At 64.0% G+C, this 19,418-nt stretch carries 19 protein-coding genes; 8 read left to right on the top strand and 11 right to left on the bottom strand.

Annotation, left to right across the window (positions count from 1 at the left end):
- Positions 1–176: 176 nt before the first annotated feature.
- Positions 177–953, top strand: coding sequence for a DeoR/GlpR family DNA-binding transcription regulator (locus EN955_RS10860; RefSeq protein WP_013528029.1), 777 nt, complete (start codon positions 177–179; stop codon positions 951–953).
- Here the strand turns inward: EN955_RS10860 and EN955_RS10855 are convergent.
- On the bottom strand, positions 950–1,849 hold the full coding sequence (locus tag EN955_RS10855) for an NAD(P)/FAD-dependent oxidoreductase (protein ID WP_024503366.1): 900 nt from the start codon (positions 1,847–1,849) through the stop codon (positions 950–952). The two genes, EN955_RS10860 and EN955_RS10855, sit on opposite strands and share 4 nt — an antisense overlap.
- Entirely contained in the window at positions 1,839–2,288 is a 450-nt protein-coding gene (locus EN955_RS10850) for an Rrf2 family transcriptional regulator (RefSeq protein WP_024503367.1), read from the bottom strand. Before EN955_RS10850 ends, EN955_RS10855 begins: the two co-directional genes overlap by 11 nt.
- A gap of 263 nt (positions 2,289–2,551) precedes the next feature.
- Between EN955_RS10850 and EN955_RS10845 the strand changes: the two genes are divergently transcribed.
- The 7 genes from EN955_RS10845 to EN955_RS10815 all read left to right on the top strand — a co-directional run bounded on the left by EN955_RS10845 (position 2,552) and on the right by EN955_RS10815 (position 10,043).
- Entirely contained in the window at positions 2,552–3,208 is a 657-nt protein-coding gene (locus EN955_RS10845; RefSeq protein WP_081714289.1) for a DedA family protein, read from the top strand.
- A gap of 76 nt (positions 3,209–3,284) precedes the next feature.
- Positions 3,285–4,196 carry a LysR substrate-binding domain-containing protein gene (locus tag EN955_RS10840; RefSeq protein WP_013528025.1) on the top strand — a complete coding sequence of 304 codons (912 nt, stop codon included), beginning with the start codon at positions 3,285–3,287 and terminating at the stop codon, positions 4,194–4,196.
- A gap of 219 nt (positions 4,197–4,415) precedes the next feature.
- Positions 4,416–5,570: an ABC transporter substrate-binding protein gene (locus EN955_RS10835; protein ID WP_024503369.1), complete on the top strand. Its 1,155-nt coding sequence runs from the start codon at positions 4,416–4,418 to the stop codon at positions 5,568–5,570.
- Between the two features lie 169 nt (positions 5,571–5,739).
- Positions 5,740–6,750: an ABC transporter ATP-binding protein gene (locus EN955_RS10830; protein ID WP_013528023.1), complete on the top strand. Its 1,011-nt coding sequence runs from the start codon at positions 5,740–5,742 to the stop codon at positions 6,748–6,750.
- A gap of 14 nt (positions 6,751–6,764) precedes the next feature.
- Positions 6,765–7,715 carry an ABC transporter permease gene (locus EN955_RS10825; RefSeq protein ID WP_196815398.1) on the top strand — a complete coding sequence of 317 codons (951 nt, stop codon included), beginning with the start codon at positions 6,765–6,767 and terminating at the stop codon, positions 7,713–7,715.
- Positions 7,705–8,520: an ABC transporter permease gene (locus tag EN955_RS10820; protein WP_024503371.1), complete on the top strand. Its 816-nt coding sequence runs from the start codon at positions 7,705–7,707 to the stop codon at positions 8,518–8,520. The genes EN955_RS10825 and EN955_RS10820 overlap by 11 nt, the downstream gene beginning before the upstream one ends.
- 95 nt (positions 8,521–8,615) lie before the next feature.
- Positions 8,616–10,043: a gamma-aminobutyraldehyde dehydrogenase gene (locus tag EN955_RS10815; RefSeq protein ID WP_013528020.1), complete on the top strand. Its 1,428-nt coding sequence runs from the start codon at positions 8,616–8,618 to the stop codon at positions 10,041–10,043.
- Between the two features lie 174 nt (positions 10,044–10,217).
- On the opposite strand, the gene EN955_RS10810 is transcribed toward EN955_RS10815, so the two are convergent.
- From EN955_RS10810 to EN955_RS10770, 9 genes are all read right to left on the bottom strand, one after another.
- A complete protein-coding gene (locus tag EN955_RS10810) occupies positions 10,218–10,532 on the bottom strand; it encodes a hypothetical protein (RefSeq protein WP_013528019.1) in 315 nt (104 codons plus the stop codon).
- Between the two features lie 53 nt (positions 10,533–10,585).
- Positions 10,586–10,948 carry a nuclear transport factor 2 family protein gene (locus EN955_RS10805; protein WP_024503372.1) on the bottom strand — a complete coding sequence of 121 codons (363 nt, stop codon included), beginning with the start codon at positions 10,946–10,948 and terminating at the stop codon, positions 10,586–10,588.
- Positions 10,949–11,029: 81 nt separating this feature from the next.
- Positions 11,030–11,509 (bottom strand): carboxymuconolactone decarboxylase family protein, encoded by a 480-nt coding sequence (locus EN955_RS10800; RefSeq protein ID WP_013528017.1) that lies wholly within the window; start codon positions 11,507–11,509, stop codon positions 11,030–11,032.
- A 110-nt stretch (positions 11,510–11,619) separates the two neighbouring features.
- On the bottom strand, positions 11,620–13,173 hold the full coding sequence (locus EN955_RS10795; RefSeq protein WP_024503373.1) for an alpha/beta fold hydrolase: 1,554 nt from the start codon (positions 13,171–13,173) through the stop codon (positions 11,620–11,622).
- Between the two features lie 113 nt (positions 13,174–13,286).
- Positions 13,287–13,598, bottom strand: coding sequence for a formate dehydrogenase subunit delta (locus EN955_RS10790; RefSeq protein WP_013528015.1), 312 nt, complete (start codon positions 13,596–13,598; stop codon positions 13,287–13,289).
- Positions 13,588–14,418, bottom strand: coding sequence for a formate dehydrogenase accessory sulfurtransferase FdhD (gene fdhD / locus EN955_RS10785; protein ID WP_024503374.1), 831 nt, complete (start codon positions 14,416–14,418; stop codon positions 13,588–13,590). Before fdhD ends, EN955_RS10790 begins: the two co-directional genes overlap by 11 nt.
- Positions 14,419–14,420: 2 nt before the next feature.
- A complete protein-coding gene (gene fdhF / locus EN955_RS10780; protein WP_024503375.1) occupies positions 14,421–17,333 on the bottom strand; it encodes a formate dehydrogenase subunit alpha in 2,913 nt (970 codons plus the stop codon).
- 10 nt (positions 17,334–17,343) lie between these two features.
- Complete coding sequence (locus EN955_RS10775) at positions 17,344–18,900, bottom strand: NADH-quinone oxidoreductase subunit NuoF (RefSeq protein ID WP_013528012.1); 1,557 nt, start codon at positions 18,898–18,900, stop codon at positions 17,344–17,346.
- Positions 18,897–19,376 carry a formate dehydrogenase subunit gamma gene (locus EN955_RS10770; RefSeq protein ID WP_013528011.1) on the bottom strand — a complete coding sequence of 160 codons (480 nt, stop codon included), beginning with the start codon at positions 19,374–19,376 and terminating at the stop codon, positions 18,897–18,899. Before EN955_RS10770 ends, EN955_RS10775 begins: the two co-directional genes overlap by 4 nt.
- Between the last annotated feature and the right edge of the window lie 42 nt (positions 19,377–19,418).

The raw sequence follows: 19,418 nt of genomic DNA, 5'->3' as shown, positions 1-19,418 counted from the left end.
CCCCCAGTCGCAGATCTGGAGCCTGTTGATGTCTTTGATTTCACGCCAGGGTTTCCCGCTTGTCAATGAAAAGCTGTGACTTTTTTTGGGTATTTTGCCTGAAAGCATAAGGTAGTTGCTTTAAAAGCAATTGAATTACCTTAGAATCGGTCAAGAGCATCAGTTCGGGAAACCAGATGGCCCAGTCCAAACGACACGGCGAGATCCTGCGGCTCCTGCAGGAAGAGGGCACCGTCACCATCGCCAGTCTGGCCGACCGGCTGGGCGTGTCGCTCGAGACGGTGCGCCGCGACGTCAAGCCGCTGACCGGTGATGGCTCTGTCCTCAAGATGCATGGCGCCATCGGCCTGCCGTCAATGATCGGCGAAGCGCCGTTCGAGCGGCGCATGCGTGAGAACGCCGACGCCAAGCGCGTCATTGCCCGCATGGTTGCCGCCACCATCCGCGACGGGGAATCCATCATGCTCGACACCGGAACGACGACCTCGTTCCTTGCGCGTGAACTGCTCGGCCACCGGCGCCTGACGGTCGTCACCAATTCCTCGGACATCGCCCGCACGCTGGCCACCATCAACGGCAACAAGGTCTATATGGCCGGCGGCGAGCTGCGCAGCGATTCCGGCGCTGCTTTCGGCGCCTCGGCGATCGATTTTGTCAGTCGCTTCTCGGTCAGTCACGCCATCATTTCCACCGGGGGCGTCGACGCGGTGATGGGCGTCATGGATTTTGATCTGGATGAGGCCGAGTTCGCCCGCATGGTGCTGTCGCGCGGCCAGCGGTCCCTCGTCATCACCGATCACTCGAAATTCGGCCGTCTTGGTCTGGTCCAGGTCTGCGGCTTCGACAGCTTTTCCGAACTCGCCACCGACCGCTCGCCGCCGCACGACCTGGCCGCCGCCCTTGCGCAGGCCGGCGCCCGGCTCAGCATCGCCGGCGCGGAAGCCGGGTTCTAGCCGAAGACCAGCGATTGGTGGGCGCAGACGCCCGCAAAGGTGCCACCCGATACTGCAAAGGCGATGTTGTGCATCGAACGTGCCGCGTCGCCGGCGGCGTAGACGCCGGGCACGGTCGTCTGCTGCCTGTCGTCGACTGATATCACCGTGCCGAGGAGGCCTTCGGTGAAGCCGCAGCCGAGCTGTTCGGCCAGCGGGCTGGCCATGATATTGCGCGGAGCGGTGAACATCGCCCTGACGCCGGCCTTTCTGCCGTCGTCGAGGTGGACGATCAATCCGCCGGAGCCGTCTTCCTCTAGCTCGGCAACGCTGGTGGGCTCAAACCGCACCTTTCGGCTCTCCAGCGCGCGCATCTGCTCTGTGTCAGGTTCGAACAGGCCATTGCCGAACAGCGTGACATCGCCCCAATCGGTGATCAGCTGTGCCTGATGCATGGACATCGGACCGGTTGCGAGCACGCCGAGCGGCCCGCCGGAAACTTCGTAGCCGTGGCAATAGGGGCAGTGCAGCACGCTCTTTCCCCAGAGCTCGGCAAGCCCGGCAACCTCCGGCAGGATATCGCGCACCCCAGTGGCCAGTACCAGCCGTGCCGCGCCGAATGTCTCGCCACCCTCGGTGGTGATTTCGAACTCGCTGCTGCCAGCGGCAAGGGCCTTGTCGGCGCGCCCGTCGACAACCCTGGCTGTCGGATAGGCCAGTAGTTGGCGCCTTGCGTCATCCAGGATTGCGCCGGGCGCGCGCCCGTCATGTCCGAGGAAGCCGTGCGAATGCTCGGCAAAGCGGTTGCGCGGCCGCCCGGCGTCGATCACCAGCACCTTGCGTCCTGCCCGCGCCACTTGGATGGCGGCGGACAGGCCGGCAAAGCTGCCGCCGATGACGGCAAGATCATACTGCATGGCTGGAGACTCCAATGAGGTCAAAACGGCGGCGGAAATCGGCGGTCAGGTCAGCCAGCGTGATGCGGCTCAGCTTCTCCGCCAGCAGCCTTTCGGCGGCGATGCGAAAATCGTCGAGCACGGCGATCACCGCCTGCTCGACGAGGCAGCCGGGGCTTTCCGGCTCGGTGCTGAACGGCAGCAGCGTCTCGCCAAGGGCGACGCTGATCTCGGCCAGGGATATTTTCTCGGGCGCCCGCCCGAGCAGCCAGCCGCCACCGTGCCCGCGCGACGAGGTGACGATGCCGGCGTCGCGCAAGCCTGCGATGGTGCGGCGGACCACCACCGGATTGGTGTGGATGAAGGTGGCAAGCTGCTCGGAGGTCAGCGCCTGTTCGGGCTTCTCGGCCATGTGGACGAGAATGTGCAGGGTAGAGGACAGTCGGCTGTTGCGCTTCATGTAACTTAGTTAGTTACGATTGGTGTCGATGTCAAACACGTCTCGTCCGCGCCGAGGCGCAATGTCCACGCAATCCATTCGCGGCAAACAGAACCAGTCGGTGCGCGATTCGCCTCGTATGCCGGCGCCAAGGCGTCGGACCCGACATATGCAACGGATTTCGGGTCCGACGCTGACTGCAGCAAACGCCACGCCGACCGATCGAAGCGTTGGATCCAGGATGAAGGTTGCCTGATGCTTTGTCTTTTCTCCAGAGATGGACCGTGGCACCGTTTGGTGTCGGCGTCACCATGTCGCTTCGCATGACGGGGCCGCTGGCAGCCATCCTCGGCTTCGGTCTGTTGGGCGTTTTCTGCCTCGCCTTCACCGAAAAGATCCTGCCAATTCCGCCCTCGCATGTGCTGCTGCTGTTCCTCGGCATGACGGCGGCGCCGGATGCTTCGACGCTGGCGATCCTGCTGATGGTGACGACGCTTGCGTCCGCCAGCGGCTGCCTTGTCTGGTATGCGGTCGGCCGCCGGGTTGGACCTGACCGTGCCGACAGGCTGGTCGAGCGTTTCGGCAAGTACGTGTTCCTGCGCCACGCGACCTACCGCAGGCTCGGCCAGGCCTATCGGCGCAATCACGTCCGGGTGTCCTTGCTGGCGCAGTTCATCCCGACTGTGCGCAATTACCTGCCGATCGCCGCCGGCGCACTCTGCCTGCCCGCTTTGCCCTTCGCGGCCGCGACGCTGCTCGGCGCCACGTTCTGGAACGCGGGCTTTCTCACCACCGGCTATCTGCTGCGCGGCAGCGGCCGGGACTCCTTCACGGTGGGCCTGCGCATCATTGTCATCGTCGTGGCTCTGGAGACGGCATTCATGCTTGCGCTGCGCTATGGCCCCGCATGCCGGCGGCGCATCAAGTTGGCGCTCGGTTGAGCGCCAGCTCTCAGGTCATGGGATAAGCTCTGCAGTCGGCTTTCCTTCGTTCGGCCGCCGGTGTTTAGTCCGGACCATGGCTTTCACCATCCGCCAGCTGCAGTTCTTCATCGCCGTTGCCGAGCAAGGCACGGTCTCGGGCGCCGCCCAGAACCTCTCCATCTCGCAATCGTCGGTCACCGAAGCGATCAAGGAACTCGAAAGCGATCTCGGCGTCGAACTGTTCGAACGCCACCCGCGCGGCCTCAACATCACCCACAAGGGTCACCAGTTCCTGCGCCATGCGACGAAAATCCTCGCCGATGTTTCCGACGCGCGCCGCTCTTTCTCCGGCGAGCAGGCGGTGGCGGCCGGCCGGCTGCAGCTCGGCGTCACCTCGCTGGTCGCCGGCTATGTGCTGTCGGATCTGCTCGCCCGCTACCGCCGTGCCTATCCGGGCGTCGAGGTCTCTGCCATCGAGGACAATGGCGATTATCTCGAACACCTCCTGATCGGCGGCAAGCTCGACATTGCCGTCATGGTCACCTCCAATTTGCGCGACCGCACCGCGTTGCAGTCGGAAATCCTCGAAGTCTCGGCCTATCGGCTGTGGCTGCCGCTCGGTCATCCGCTCGTCGGCGCCGACATCATCAGCATTGGCGACATTGCCTCCGAAACGCTGATCATGCTGACCGTCGACGAGATCGAGGAGAATACCGGCAAGCTGCTGACGGCGATCGGCGCCAAGCCGCATGTCGCCTTCCGCACCCGTTCCGTGGAGGCCGTGCGCAGTCTGGTCGCCACCGGTGCCGGCGTGGCGCTGCTGCCCGATCTCGTCTACCGGCCCTGGTCGCTGGAAGGCGACCGCATCGAATCGCGCGATATTTCCGGCTCCTTGCCGGTGGTCCAGGTCGGCATGGTCTGGCGGCGCGGCTCCGGTCTGCCGCAGGCCGCGCGCGATTTCATCGGTCTTGCCCAGTCGCAACGGACGGTCCGCCAGCGTCCCTGAGAGGCCGGCTGCACATCTATCGGAAAAACCGATATCGCCCTTCTGATAAATGAATTTGCGAAACCGGAATTTTCAAAGCACTTTCGGTTCAGGGACCAAAGCCGCCATCAGAGCGGCATCAAGCCCAACGGACGAACTGACAGTTTTCAGTCCGCGCGTGACCCCTAACGAAGACCGAAACCGGCTTTCAGGGTCAGGCGCCTAAATGGGAGATCGACAATGAATTCATTCCTGAAGTCATGCACTGCTCTGACGGTCGCGCTGACCTTTTCCGGTCAGGCCGTCGCCCAGGTCAAGGAACTTGGCAAGGGCGAAGGCCAGGTCAACATCGTTGCCTGGCCGGGCTACATCGAGCGCGGCGAAACCGACAAGGGCTATGACTGGGTGACCTCCTTCGAGAAGGAAACCGGCTGCAAGGTCAACGTCAAGACCGCCAACACCTCCGACGAGATGGTCTCGCTGATGAATGAGGGCGGCTTCGACCTCGTCACCGCTTCGGGCGATGCCTCGTTGCGCCTCGTTGCCGGCAAGCGCGTGCAGCCGATCAACACCGATCTCATCCCGAGCTGGAAGACGGTCGACGAGCGCCTCAAGGACGCGCCGTGGTTCACCGTTGGCGGCGCCCACTACGGCGTTCCCTACCAGTGGGGTCCCAACGTCCTGATGTACAACACCGACGTGTTCAAGGACGCTCCCAAGAGCTGGAACATCGTCTTTGAGGAAATGAAGCTGCCGGACGGCAAGTCCAACAAGGGCCGCGTCCAGGCCTATGACGGGCCGATCCACATTGCGGATGCGGCCAACTATCTGATGTTCCACAAACCGGAACTCGGCATCAAGGATCCCTATGAACTGAACGAGGACCAGTACAAGGCGGCGCTCGAATTGCTGCGCGTCCAACGCACACTGGTTGGCCGCTATTGGCACGACGCCGCCATCCAGGTCGACGATTTCCAAAACGAAGGCGTCGTCGCTTCCGGCTCGTGGCCGTATCAGGTCAACACGCTGGTCGCCGCCAAGAAGCCGGTCGCTTCCACCATCCCGGAGGAGGGCGCCACTGGTTGGGCCGACACCACCATGATGGAGGCCGACGCCGCCAACCCCAACTGTGCCTATATGTGGATGGAACATTCGCTGTCGCCGAAGGTGCAGGGCGATGTCTCAGCCTGGTTCGGCTCACTGCCCGTCGTGCCCGCCGCCTGCAAGGGCAATGAGCTTTTGACCGACGAGGGTTGCAAGACCAACGGCTACGAGAACTTCGACAAGATCAAGTTCTGGAAGACGCCGGTGTCGAAATGCGCCACCCAGAACGATCAGTGCGTGCCCTACTACCGCTGGGTGTCGGACTATATCGGCGTCATCGGCGGACGATGAGCATCCTTACCCTCCCCCTTGTGGGGAGGGTCGACGCATAGCGTCGGGGCGGGGTCTGCTCGGGGTTTTTCGAGACACCCCCACCCGCGGCTTCGTCGCGACCTCCCCAAGGGGGAGGTGGGACGTCGCGCGACATCAACACATCAAACCGGCAACGGACTGACATCTCATGACCTCCGCCGTCTCCTTCCAGAAAGCCTCGCGCCATTTCGGCAGCGTGCGCGCGGTCGACGCGGTCGATCTCGACATCGCGCCGGGGGAATTCTTCGCCATGCTCGGGCCGTCCGGTTCCGGCAAGACCACTTGCCTGCGCCTCATCGCCGGCTTCGAGCAGCCGACATCGGGCTCGATCTCGATCTTCGGCGACCGCGCCGAGGGCGTTCCGCCCTATCGCCGCAACGTCAACACCGTGTTCCAGGACTATGCGCTGTTCCCGCATCTGAACGTGCTCGACAACGTTGCCTACGGGCTGATGGTCAAGGGCGTCGGCAAGGCTGAGCGGCACAAGGCGGCGGAAGAGGCGCTGTCACTGGTGCGGCTGCCCGGCTATGGCGCCCGCCGGCCCGGCCAGCTTTCCGGTGGCCAGCGCCAGCGCGTGGCACTCGCTCGCGCGCTGGTCAACCAGCCAAAGGTGCTGCTGCTCGACGAGCCGCTCGGCGCGCTCGACCTCAAATTGCGCGAGAACATGCAGGAGGAGTTGAAGTCGCTGCAGAAGGCGCTCGGCATCACCTTCGTCTTCGTCACTCACGACCAGGGCGAAGCGCTGTCGATGGCCGACCGCGTCGCCGTCTTCAACGATGGCAAGATCATGCAGATCGGCACTCCGGAAGATATCTACCAGCGGCCGAGGACCCGCTTCGTCGCCGATTTCGTCGGCTCCTCCAACGTGCTGCCGCCGGATTTCGTGCAGCGCTATTCCGGCCAGCATCGCTGGGGGAGTCTCCGCCCCGAATCCATTCGCGTCGGCCGCGCGGCCAAGGGGGTCACAAGTGGTGAAGGCGTGTCGGCCCGCCTCGTCTCGACCAATTATCTCGGCGCCACGACAAAGCTGGCGCTCGACGCCGACGGGCTGCGGCTGCACGCCATCGTGCCGGCCGGCATCGCCTTGCCGGCAGAAGGCGAGGCGGTTGTGCTGACCTTCAACCGCGAGCACCTGCATCTGATGGACGAGCCGGCATGAGCCTCGACGCCGCCATGGTGCGTGCAACCGCTCCCGCCATCCTGCCGGGTAGCGGCGGTCTGCGCGGCGCTCTGTCGGACCTTTTCTGGCGCAAGCCGAAGGTCCTGTTGCTGCTCATGCTGTTGCCTCCGGTTTTGTGGCTGGGCATCGTCTATATCGGCTCGCTGTTTGCGCTGCTGGCGCAGAGCTTTTTCTCCATCGACGAGTTTTCCGGCCTCATCAACCGCGAGTTCACGCTCAAGACCTATGGCGATCTGTTCCAGGCTGCCAATCTCGACATCATCCTGCGCACGGTGACGATGGCGGCTCTGGTCACGCTGGCCTCGGCCGTCATCGCCTTCCCCATCGCCTACTACGCGGCGCGCTATGCGCGCGGCCGCTGGAAGGCCTTGTTCTATCTCGGCATCATGCTGCCGCTGTGGTCCAGCTATCTGGTCAAGATCTACGCCTGGAAGCTGATCCTGGCCAAGGAAGGCATCCTCACCTGGCTGCTCGCCAAGCTGCATTTGTTGTGGGTTCTCGACGCTTGGCTGTCGCTGCCGATCGTCGGCGGCAATTCCCTGTCGGTATCGTTCACCGGCACCTTCATCGTCTTCGTCTATGTCTGGCTGCCGTTCATGATCCTCCCCGTTCAGGCGGCGCTCGAGCGCGTGCCCGGCAATCTGGTCGAGGCCTCGTCCGACCTCGGCGCTTCACCGGGACAGACCTTCCGCAACGTGCTGTTTCCGCTGGCGCTGCCGGGCATCGTCGCCGGTTCGATCTTCACCTTCTCGCTGACGCTCGGCGATTACATCATCCCGCAGATCATCGGCACCTCGCGTCTGTTCATCGGCCAGGCGGTCTATTCGCAGCAAGGCACCGCCGGCAACATCCCGCTCGCCGCCGCCTTCACCGTGGTGCCGATCGTCATCATGGGCTTCTATCTCTGGGGCGCCAAGCGCATGGGGGCCTTCGATGCGCTCTGATGGTTCCCAGTCGGCTCCGCTCGGCCTGAAGATTGCCGCCGCCTGCGGGCTGCTGTTCCTGCACCTGCCGATCCTGCTGATCTTCGTCTATGCCTTCACCACCGAAGAGAAGAGTTTCGTTTGGCCGCCGCCAGGGCTGACGACGCAGTGGTTCGCCGTGACCTGGAACCGGCCAGATGTCTGGCAGGCGCTGTCGCTGTCGGTCAGGGTGGCCGCGATTTCGACGGCGATCGCGCTCATCCTCGGCACGCTCTGTTCGGCGGCGGTGTCGCGGACAAGATTCTTCGGCCGTGAAACCATCTCGCTGCTGGTCATCCTGCCGATTGCGCTGCCCGGCATCATCACCGGCATTGCGCTGCGCTCGGCCTTTTCGCTGGCCGACATCCCGTTCTCGTTCTGGACGATCGTGCTTGGCCACGCCACCTTCTGCGTGGTCGTCGTCTACAACAACGCCGTCGCCCGTTTCCGCCGCACTTCCGGTTCGATGATCGAGGCCTCGATGGATCTCGGCGCCGACGGTTTTCAGACCTTCCGCCATGTCGTGCTGCCCAACATCGCCACGGCGCTGCTTGCCGGCGGCATGCTGGCCTTCGCGCTGTCCTTCGACGAGGTCATCGTCACCACCTTCACCGCCGGCCAGCAGCAGACGCTGCCGATCTGGATGCTGGAAGAACTGATCCGTCCGCGCCAGCGCCCGGTCACCAATGTCGTTGCCATGGTCGTCATGCTGGTGACGTTGCTGCCGATCCTTGCCGCTTATTACCTCACCCGTGACGGCGACCAGATCGCTGGAAGCGGGAAATGAAAAACAGCGAATAGGGAGTAGCGAATAGGGATCGACGGTCAAACCCTACTCGCTTTCAGCTACTCGCTACTCGCTTCTGTAAAGGGAGAAACCTTATGGACACCCAGATGCTGATCGGCTCGAAATTCGAGAAGGGCACCGAGACCGAGGAGCCGATCCTCAATCCAAAGACCGGGGCGACCATCCTCAACCTGCCCGAGGCCAGCCAGGCGCAGATCGAGGCGGCGGTCACTGCTGCCGAACAGGCGTTCGTCTTGTGGTCGCGCACCACGCCGGCGCAGCGCTCCGGCTATTTGCTGAAGATCGCCGACCGCATCGAAGCCGACGCGAAGGAGTTCGCCACGCTCGAGGCGCTCAACTGCGGCAAGCCGATCAACGCCGTGCTCAATGACGAAATCCCGGCGATCGTCGATTGCTACCGCTTCTTCGCCGGCGCCGTCCGTTCGATGCCGGGCGTCGTCGCTGGCGAATACATTCCCGGCCACACCTCGATGGTCCGTCGCGATGCCATTGGCATCGTCGCTTCCATCGCGCCGTGGAACTATCCGCTGATGATGATGGCCTGGAAGCTGGCGCCGGCGATCGCCGGCGGCAACACCGTCGTCTTCAAACCGTCCGAGCAGACACCGCTGACGGCGCTGAAGCTGGCAAAAATCCTTGCGGACATCCTGCCCGAAGGCGTCGTCAATGTCGTGCTCGGCCGCGGCGACAGCGTCGGCAACACGCTGATCAATCATCCCAAGGTCAACATGATCTCGATCACCGGCGATGTCGCCACCGGCAAGAAGGTGCTGCAGGCGGCCGCCAAGTCGGTCAAGCGCACGCATCTCGAGCTCGGCGGCAAGGCGCCGGTCATCGTCTTCGACGACGCCGACCTCGGCGCCGTGGTCAACGGCCTGCGTGCCTTCGGCTATTACAATGCCGGCCAGGACTGCACCGCCGCCTGCCGCATCTACGCCGGCAAGAAGATCTACGACAAGCTCGTCGCCGATCTCTCCTCGGCCGTCTCGACCATCAAGTACGACCGCCCCGACGATACCGAAAACGAAATCGGCCCGCTGATCTCGCGCCGCCAGCGCGACCGCGTCTCGAGCTTCGTCGAGCGCGCCTCGGAACTGAAACACATCGAGATCACCACCGGCGGCAAGCCGGGCGAGGGCTCCGGCTTCTATTACCAGCCGACCGTCGTCGCCGGCGCGCTGCAGGAAGATGAGATCGTGCGCCGCGAAGTGTTCGGCCCGGTCGTCTCGGTTACTCGTTTTTCGGAAGTCGACGAGGCGGTGAACTGGGCCAATGACAGCGACTACGGCCTGGCGTCATCCGTATGGACCAAGGATGTCTCGCGCGCCATGGCGACGGCCGCCCGCCTGCAATATGGCTGCACCTGGATCAACACCCACTTCATGCTGACCAACGAGATGCCGCATGGCGGGTTGAAGCAGTCCGGCTACGGCAAGGACATGTCGCTCTACGCACTGGAGGATTACACCGCCGTGCGGCATGTGATGGTTGCGCATGGCTAGTTTTGCCTTGTCCCCTTGTGGGAGAAGGTGGATCGGCGCGTAGCGCCGAGACGGATGAGGGGTGTTCCAGCTTGACGCCAGCTTACCCCTCACCCGGGTTGCCAACCGATTTGTGAAGGACAAATCGGGGCAATCCGACCTCTCCCACAAGAGGAGAGGTAAGACCGCAGACCACTACTCCACGATGCGATAGATATTCCACAGGCTGGTGCCAGACACGACATAGGGCTCGATCTCCTTGCCCCATTTCGCGTGCGCGTCGATCTTGCCGATCTTGGCGAAGAACGCCTCCAACTGGGCCAGGCTTTCGACCTGGTGATGGGACTCGACCGTCGCCTCCCGCGCGCCGATCGAACCGGTCATGATCTGGAATTCCAGCTCGTCGAGGCCGACCTGTGACCCGATCTCGCGTTCCCATTTCTTCAACAGGTCGAGCACGGTCTGCTTGTGTCCGAACTTGGCGTCGATCTGCCATCTGGCGCTGAACATCGTCTTCTCCTCCAGGTTGCGGCCCAGGCCGCGGTTGATCCACGGTTGTTGATCTACTCGTCCCAGGCCTGCACGACGGTCTGTCTTGCGATCCGACCGTTCTTCAGCTCCAGCATCGCTGCGCAGAACACCTTGGTGCCGTCCGGATAGGCGCAGGCCTGGGTGAAGGCGAGGCTGTCGCCGTCGGCGATGGTGGTGTCGACCTTGTGGGTCATCGCCCGGCTGCAGATGTCGTCCCAGAATGTGGTGATCGCCGCGCGCCCGCGGATTTCACGCGGCTTGCTCGGCGGGTTGTTGCGGTCGATCACCCGCACCAGCGCGTCTTCGGCATAGAAGCTCGACAGCATCTTGCCGTCACGGGTTTCGATCGCCTTCTTGATCGCGGCGCCGTCCACTGTTTGGGTCTTGGTCAGCATTTCATCCTCCATTGGCCCGTCTTCCGACCGGGCGGTTGATGGTCGATGTGCCGTCCGGCGCTCATCGCCGGGCAGTGGTTCTTACTGCGACTTCGCCTTGACGGCCGCGAATACGTCGTCGGTCTGCTTCTTGAAGGTCGTCAGATCGACCTGGCTGCCGTTGAGCATCGTCGACCAATGGCGCACGATGGCGGACATCGCCACCGCCTCCTTGATCTCCTCGTCGCTGGCGCCGTTGAGCTTGGCCGCCTCGGTGTGGAAATAGATGCAGTACTGGCATGGGATCTGCGCCGCGACGGCGAGGCCCAAAAGTTCCTTGGTCTTGCCGTCAAGCGCCGTCTTCGGGTTGAGCTGCACGCCCTTAATCTCGGCCCAGGCGCCGGCGACGGCCACATCCGGCAGGGTCTTGAACATGTCCGGCACCGAGCCGAGCGTTGCCTCGATGTCCTTGTAGGCGGCCGCCGCGGACGCGTCCTCGGCCTTTGCGGGAGAGATGGCGAACAACGCGCCAACGCTTGCAGCGATCACAAGCAATTTGAGTGTCCGGTTCGACTTCAGCATTTCCTCCTCCGTTCGCAGCGCCTTTTCCAGCGACATCCGCCTAGCCTGCGTGGAGAGAATTGATAGCGCTTACCCGCCCATGGCCGCTTCGCCCGAAAGCGCCATGGCTCTCATGGCCCGTGCGGGCCAGGGTGCCTGGCCGAAAACGCCGCCGCCGCCGCCCGCGACGGCAGATCCAGCTTGAGCAGTATGTTGGCGACATGGCGCTTGACCGTGTGTTCGCTCAGCCGCAATTCGGCGGCGATCGCGGCATTGCTCTTGCCGTCGGCGACGAGGCTCACCACCTCGCTTTCGCGCGCCGTCAATGCGGCCGGCTCGGCGGTCTTGGGTTTGGGCCGGCAGGCGGGTTCCAGATGCTGTTCGGACGTCGCATGGACCAGCGCCAGCGGCTGCTCCAGCTCGTCGACACTGATGCGCCCGGCGTCGGTGAAATGCAGGCCCGACCCAGCCGCCAGATCGGCGATCAGACGCGACGCGATAATGTCGCCGCGGCCGGCATGGGCGGCCAGTTGCATTGCCACCCGCGCCGTCGTCCCAACGGGTGGACCGCGCACTTCGATCTCGCCGACATGCGCCCCTTGTGCGCTTGCCACGCCGATTTCCTGCGCCGCCTCGCGCAGCGCTGCCGCGCAGCGTATGGCGCGTGCCGGGCCGTCGAAGCGCGAAATCATCAACTCGCCATGCAGGCCCACAGAGCGCCCGCCATGGCGCCCGACCAGCAGCCGCCAGGTTTCCTGGAAGCGTTGGCTGCGTTCGCTCCACATCCGGTCGCCGAGCCGTGCCGTGTCGTAGATGCGTGTCACCAGCAGTGCGGCCAGCACGCGGTCTACTTCGCCCACGGCGCGTTCGCCGGTCAGGAATTCCTCGATCAGGTCGGCCACCCCATCGACATCGCCGGTCCAGATCGGATGGTCGCGTCCGGGAATCTCGACCAGTCGGGCGCCGGGGATCTTCTGTGCAAGGAAGCGGCTGGCGTCGGGGTCGACCCGCGCATCGTTGCGGCGATGGATTACAAGCGTCGGCGCGCTGATCACGCTCAGGATATGGCGGATGTCGACGTCGGCGTTCATGCGCGCCAGCGCCGCCGCCGCCGTCGGGCTCGCCGACAATCGTTCGAAACGTGCCCACCACTGGGCGAAATGCGCGTCGTCGACCCGGCTCGGCGCGAAATGGGGCAGCGTGGCGCCAGTGCCCCAGGCTGTCTCCGCCATCTCGATGAAAGCGTCGAGGCGTTCGGGCGACATCACCCATTTGTGGAAATGCGCATAGCCGCCATAGAGCGCCAGCGCCCGTGTCCGCTCCGGATAGGTGGCGGCGAACAGCATTGCCATCGGCGCGCCTTCGGAGGAGCCGAGCAGCGCCGCACGGCCGCTGCCAGCGGCGTCCATTACCGCGCGCACATCGTCTATCCGCGTCTCGAGACTGGGCAGGTTATGCGCGTCGACACGGTCGGACAGGCCGGTGCCGCGCTTGTCGAACAGGATCAGCCGAGAGAACGCCGAAAGCCGCTTCAAGAGCCTGGTGTAGCCCTCGTCTTCCCAGTGCAGGTCGAGGTTGGAAATGAAGCCCGGCACGAAGACGAGATCGAACGATCCCTGCCCGACCACCTGATAGGCGATCCGCACATCGCCGCTACAGGCGTATCGCGTCTCGATCGGCCTCACGAGATTTCCACCCCGGCCTGACGATTTCTGGTCGTCAAACCATAGCAGAACAGCGCAGATTGCGGCAGCTTAAACTTTAGCGATTGTGAATGTAAGTTGGCGCGGCTTGGCGGCTATTCCTGCGAGGCGGCGACGTCGGCAGGGGAGGGCTTGAGCCCGAGTTTGAGGTCGGCCGCAGCCGGCGTGATCGGTCGCTTGATCCTGGCGGAGGCGGCCACCACCAACTCGTTGAAGTTCCCGGTGCCGTCGTCCAGCATTTCGAAGAACTGCCGCCGCATCCTCGGCTCCCAGAACTTGTTGATGTGCTCGGCGACGCCGGCAATGCCTTCCTCGCGCGGCTTGGAATGGAAGAAGTCGGCGATCTGGTTTGCCATGCGCACCAGCTTCTCGGCAGTGCTCATAATGTGTTCTTCGTCATGCGACATGCTTGGCAACTCCGCAAATCACCCGGTCGGGGTGGGTGAAAATATCAAAATCGTCGCCGCGAACCAGCGCCACCAGCGTCATGCCGGACTCTTGCGCCGTGCGGATGGCAAGGGCGGTCGGCGCCGAGACGGCGATGATGAAGGCCGAACCGATAGAAGCCGTCTTCTGCACCATTTCGACCGAAACCCTGGATGTCACCACGACAGCACCGGATGCGCCCTCGATGCCGGCTTTGGCCAGCGCACCCGCCAGCTTGTCGAGCGCATTGTGACGGCCGACATCTTCGCGCGCCATGACGATGCCCTTGCCGGGCACATAGAAGCCGGCGGCGTGCACGGCTCCGGTCTCGGTGTGCAGCGGCTGCACTTTCGACAAAAGCTTGACCGAACGGACAATATCGTTGGCATCAAGCGTAAGCTTTGACACACCAACCGCATCGACCGAACGCATCGCTTCCTCGATCGATTCGATGCCGCAGAGCCCGCAGCCGACCGGACCCGCGAGCCTTCGCCGCCGCGCTTCGAAGCGCGTGTTGGCTCGGTCCTTCAGCCGGATCTGGATGTCGATGCCGGCGCCATGGTCCTCGACCTCGATGGTTTCGATCTCCTCCGGCGCAGCTACAATGCCCTCGGTCAGCGAGAAGCCAAGCGCGAAATCCTCGAAATCGGCCGGGCTTGCCATCATCACCGCATGCGTGGTGCCGGCAAAGGAGAACGCCACCGGCGTCTCTTCCGGCACCATGCGGTTCGCCGTAGCAGTGCCGCTGGCGCGGTGCGCCAGCCGCGATACCTGCGTCGTGGCTTTGCGCCGCGCGCTCAAGACTACTCCGCCGCCTGCAAAGACGCGATGCGCCGGCTCTGCTTGGCTTGCTCGTCATAGTCGCGCTGCCATTCCGACGGCCCATTGGAGGCGCCGACCTGCACCGCCGTCACCTTGTATTCCGGGCAGTTGGTCGCCCAGTCGGAGAAGTCGGTGGTGATCACGTTGGCCTGCGTGTCCGGATGGTGGAACGTCGTGTAGACCACGCCGGGCGACACCCGGTCGGTGATCAGCGCGCGCAGCGTCGTCTCGCCCGAGCGGCTGGTCAGCCGGACCCAGTCGCCGTCGCGCAAGCCGCGGTTCTCGGCGTCGTGCGGATGAATCTCCAGCCGGTCCTCCGAGTGCCACATGCTGTTGTCGGTGCGCCTGGTCTGCGCGCCGACATTGTACTGCGACAGGATGCGGCCGGTGGTGAGCAGCAGCGGGAAGCGCGGCCCCGTCCTTTCGTCCGTCGCCACATATTCGGTACGGATGAACTTGCCCTTGCCGCGCACGAACCCGTCGATATGCATGATCGGGGTGCCGAGCGGCGCCTTCTCGTTGCAGGGCCATTGCACGGACCCGACACGGTCGAGCAGCTCGAAGGAGACGCCGGCGAAGCTCGGCGTGGTCATCGCGATCTCGTCCATGATTTCGGAGGGATGCTTATAGTTCCAGTCCAGCCCGATCGCGCGGGCAAGCTCCTGCGTCGCCTCCCAATCGGCGTAGCGCGCCTTCGGCTCAAGAACCTTGCGCACCATGTTGATGCGGCGCTCGGCGTTGGTGAAGGTGCCGTCCTTCTCCAGGAAGGTCGAGCCCGGCAGGAAGACATGCGCGTAGTTCGCCGTCTCGTTGAGGAAGAGGTCGTGCACGACGACGCATTCCATCGCGGCAAGGCCGGCTGCGACATGCTTGGTGTCGGGATCGGACTGCAGAATGTCTTCGCCCTGGATGTAGATGCCCTTGAAGCTGCCGTCGACGGCGGCGTCCAGCATGTTGGGGATGCGCAGGCCGGGTTCGTCGTCCAGCTTTACGCCCCACAAGGTCTCGTAGATATCGCGCACGGCTTCGCCGGAGATGTGGCGATAGCCCGGCAGTTCGTGCGGGAAGGAACCCATGTCGCAGGAGCCCTGCACGTTGTTCTGGCCGCGCAGCGGGTTCACGCCGACGCCGGGCCGGCCGATATTGCCGGTGGCCATGGCGAGATTGGCGATTGCCATCACAGTGGTCGAACCTTGGCTGTGTTCCGTCACGCCCAGGCCGTAATAGATCGCGCCGTTGCCGCCGGTGGCGTAGAGACGCGCAGCACCGCGGATCAGCTCGGGATCGACGCCGGACAATTTGCCGACGGTTTCGGGGCTGTTTTCCGGCAAGGCGACGAACGATGCCCAATCCTGGAACTCCGTCCAGTCGCAACGTTCGCGGATGAAGGCTTCGTCGAACAAGCCCTCGGTGACGATCACATGCGCCAGCGCCGTCAGCACGGCCACATTGGTGCCGGGCTTCAGCGGCAGGTGGTAATCCGCTTCGATATGAGCCGACTTGACCATCTCGGTGCGGCGCGGATCGAGCACGATCAGCTTGGCGCCCTGGCGCAGCCGCTTCTTGAGCCGCGAGGCGAACACCGGGTGAGCGGAAGCCGGATTGGCGCCGATGATGACGGCGACGTCGGTGAAGTCGACGGAATCGAAATCCTGCGTGCCGGCAGACGTGCCATATGTCTGGCCGAGCCCGTAGCCCGTCGGCGAATGGCAGACGCGTGCGCAGGTGTCGACATTGTTGTTGCGGAAACCCTGCCGCACCATCTTCTGGACGAGGTAGGTTTCCTCATTGGTGCAGCGCGACGAGGTGATGCCGCCGATCGCGGTGCGTCCGTACTGGTATTGGATGCGGCGGAATTCCTTGGCGGTATGGGCGATCGCCTCTTCCCAGCTTACTTCGCGCCACGGATCGGTGACCTTTTCGCGGATCATCGGCGACAGGATGCGGTCCTTGTGGGTGGCGTAGCCATAGGCGAAACGGCCCTTCACGCAGGAATGGCCGTGGTTCGCCTTGCCCTCCTTGTAGGGCATCATGCGAACGACTTCGTCACCCTTCACCTCGGCCTTGAACGAGCAGCCGACGCCGCAATAGGCGCAGGTGGTGACGGCCGAGCGCTCCGGCAGGCCCTTGGCAAGCACCGTCTTCTCACGCAGCGCATCGGTCGGGCAGGCCTGGACGCAAGCGCCGCAGGACACGCATTCCGAATCGATGAACGCCTCGTGCATTCCGGCCGAAACCCGGGATTCGAAGCCGCGTCCCTCGATGGTCAGCGCAAACGTGCCCTGCACTTCTTCGCACGCCCGCACGCAGCGCGAGCAGACGATGCATTGCGAGGCATCATAGGTGAAATAGGGGTTGGATTCGTCGCGGGCGATGTAATCGACTGCCAGCGAGCCATGGCCGGGCGCCACGCCACCTTCCGGCTTGACGTGGTTGCGGCCCTCGATGCCGTAGCGGTTCTCGGTCAGGCCGATCGACTTCGCCACCGCGTCGAACTCGCTGGCGCCGGTTCCGGCCTGTTCGTTCCAGCCGGTCGGATGGTCGGAGACATAGAGCTCCATGACGCCACGGCGAATGGCATCGAGCCGCTCGGTCTGCGTGCGCACGATCATGCCTTCGCCGACAGGCGTCGTGCAGGATGCCGGCGTGCCGCCGCGTCCTTCGATCTCCACAAGGCAGACACGGCACGAACCGAAGGAGTCCAGCATGTCGGTGGCGCAGAGCTTCGGGATTTCGACCCCGCCCTCCATCGCGGCACGCATGATCGAGGTGCCTTCCGGCACGGTGATGCTGCGCCCGTCGACGTTCAGCGTGACCTGCTTCTGCGCCTTCGATTGCGGGGTTCCGTAGTCGATCTCTTCGACGAGGGATGGGAAGTCGGCCTTGATGTTCATCTGCCAGCTCCTATTCGGCAGCCACGCGCACGGGCGCGGGCTTGAAGTCGTCAGGGAAATGGGTGATCGAGCTCATCACAGGGTAGGGCGTGAAGCCGCCCAGCGCGCAGAGCGAGCCGAATTTCATCGTGTTGCAGAGGTCGGTGACCAGAGCGAGGTTCTTCTCCGGCTCGATGCCCGCGGCGAGTTTGTCGATGGTCTCGACACCGCGCGTCGAGCCGATGCGGCAGGGCGTGCACTTGCCGCAGCTTTCGATGGCGCAGAATTCCATGGCGAAGCGCGCCTGTTTCAGCATGTCGGCGGTGTCGTCGAACACCACGATACCGGCATGGCCGATCAGCCCGTCCTTGGCCGCGAAGGCTTCATAGTCGAATGGCGTGTCGAACAGCGCGCGCGGGAAATAGGCGCCGAGCGGTCCGCCGACCTGCACTGCCTTGACCGGCCGGCCGGTGGCCGTGCCGCCGCCGATCTCGTCGACGATCTCGCCAAGCGTCATGCCGAAAGCGGCTTCGAACAGCCCTGCAAATTTGACATTGCCGGCGATCTGGACCGGGATCGTGCCGCGCGAGCGGCCCATGCCGAAATCCTTGTAGAAGGCCGCACCCTTGTCCATGATGACGGGCACAGAGGCTAGGCTGATGACGTTGTTGATCACCGTCGGCTTGCCGAACAGCCCCTTATGCGCAGGCAGAGGCGGCTTTGCCCGCACCATGCCGCGCTTGCCCTCGAGCGAATCGAGCAGCGCCGTCTCTTCGCCGCAGACATAGGCGCCGGCGCCGACCCGGATCTCCATGTCGAACGCGTGAGGGGAACCCAGCACGCTGGCGCCAAGAACGCCGGCCTTGCGGGCGATCTCGACGGCCTTGTTCATCGCCGCCACCGCATGCGGATATTCCGAGCGGACATAGACGAAGCCCTTGGTCGCGCCCGTGGCTATACCGGCGATCGTCATGCCTTCGATCAGCACGAAGGGATCGCCCTCCATGATCATGCGGTCGGCGAAGGTGCCGGAGTCGCCTTCATCGGCGTTGCAGACGATGTATTTGCGGTCGCCTGCTGTATCGAGCACCGTCTTCCATTTGATGCCGGTCGGGAAGCCGGCGCCGCCGCGCCCGCGCAGGCCGGATTCGGTCACCTCTGCGACGATGGCGGCAGGCGTCAGCGCCAGCGCGTTCATCAGTCCATTCAACCCGCCATGTTTTTTGTAGGATTCGAGCGACAGCGGATCCGTGACGCCGCAGCGCGCGAAGGTCAGCCGTGTCTGCTTGGCCAGGAACGGGATCTTGTCCGGCGCGCCCAGCCAGCGTTTATGATGGCCGCCGGTAAGGAAGCCGCTGTCGAACAGGCTTTTGACGTCGGACGGTTTGACCGGCCCGTAGGCGATGCGGCCGTTGGCTGTAGCGACTTCGACCATCGGTTCGAGGAAATAGGCGCCGCGCGAACCATTGCGCACGATCTTGGCTTCGATGCCGCGCTCGGCGAGTTCGCCGGCGATCGCCTTGGCGACCTTTTCGGCGCCAAGCGCCAGCGCACCGGAATCGCCGGGAATGTAGATACGCGGGATCATGAGAGCACCTCTGCAACGATCTCGTCGAGCTTCTCGTCATCGAGCCGTCCGATCACCTCGCCATCGAGCATGGCGGCGGGCGAACAGGCGCACAGGCCAAGACAGTAGACCGGCTCCAGCGTCACCGAACCGTCGCGGGTCGTTTCATGAAAGCCGATGCCCAGCAGTTGCTTCAGCTTGGCGGCGATGGCATCCGACCCCATGGACTGGCAGGATTCCGCCTGGCAGAGCTTCAACACATGCCGGCCTGCCGGATGGCTTCGGTAATCGTGATAGAAGCTGACGACGCCGTGCACCTCGGCCCTGGAAATGTTCAGCGCCTCGGCGATGACCGGCAGCGCATCCTTGGGCACATGGCCGAACTCTTCCTGGATGCCGTGGAGGATCGGCAGCAAAGGGCCTTCGAGCCCCTTCATCTCCTGGATGATCGCGGCCGTGCGCGACGTAATCTCGGTACTTGCAGGCTGCATTGTCATGCAGCGCCCTCCCTATCGTAGCGACCCACGCATATCGGCCAA

Source organism: Mesorhizobium sp. M7A.F.Ca.CA.001.04.2.1 (assembly GCF_003998485.1).
GTDB classification, from domain to species: Bacteria; Pseudomonadota; Alphaproteobacteria; order Rhizobiales; family Rhizobiaceae; genus Mesorhizobium; species Mesorhizobium ciceri.
The sequence above is the reverse complement of the archived record's forward strand: the minus strand, read 5'-3'. Positions and strand labels throughout refer to the sequence as shown.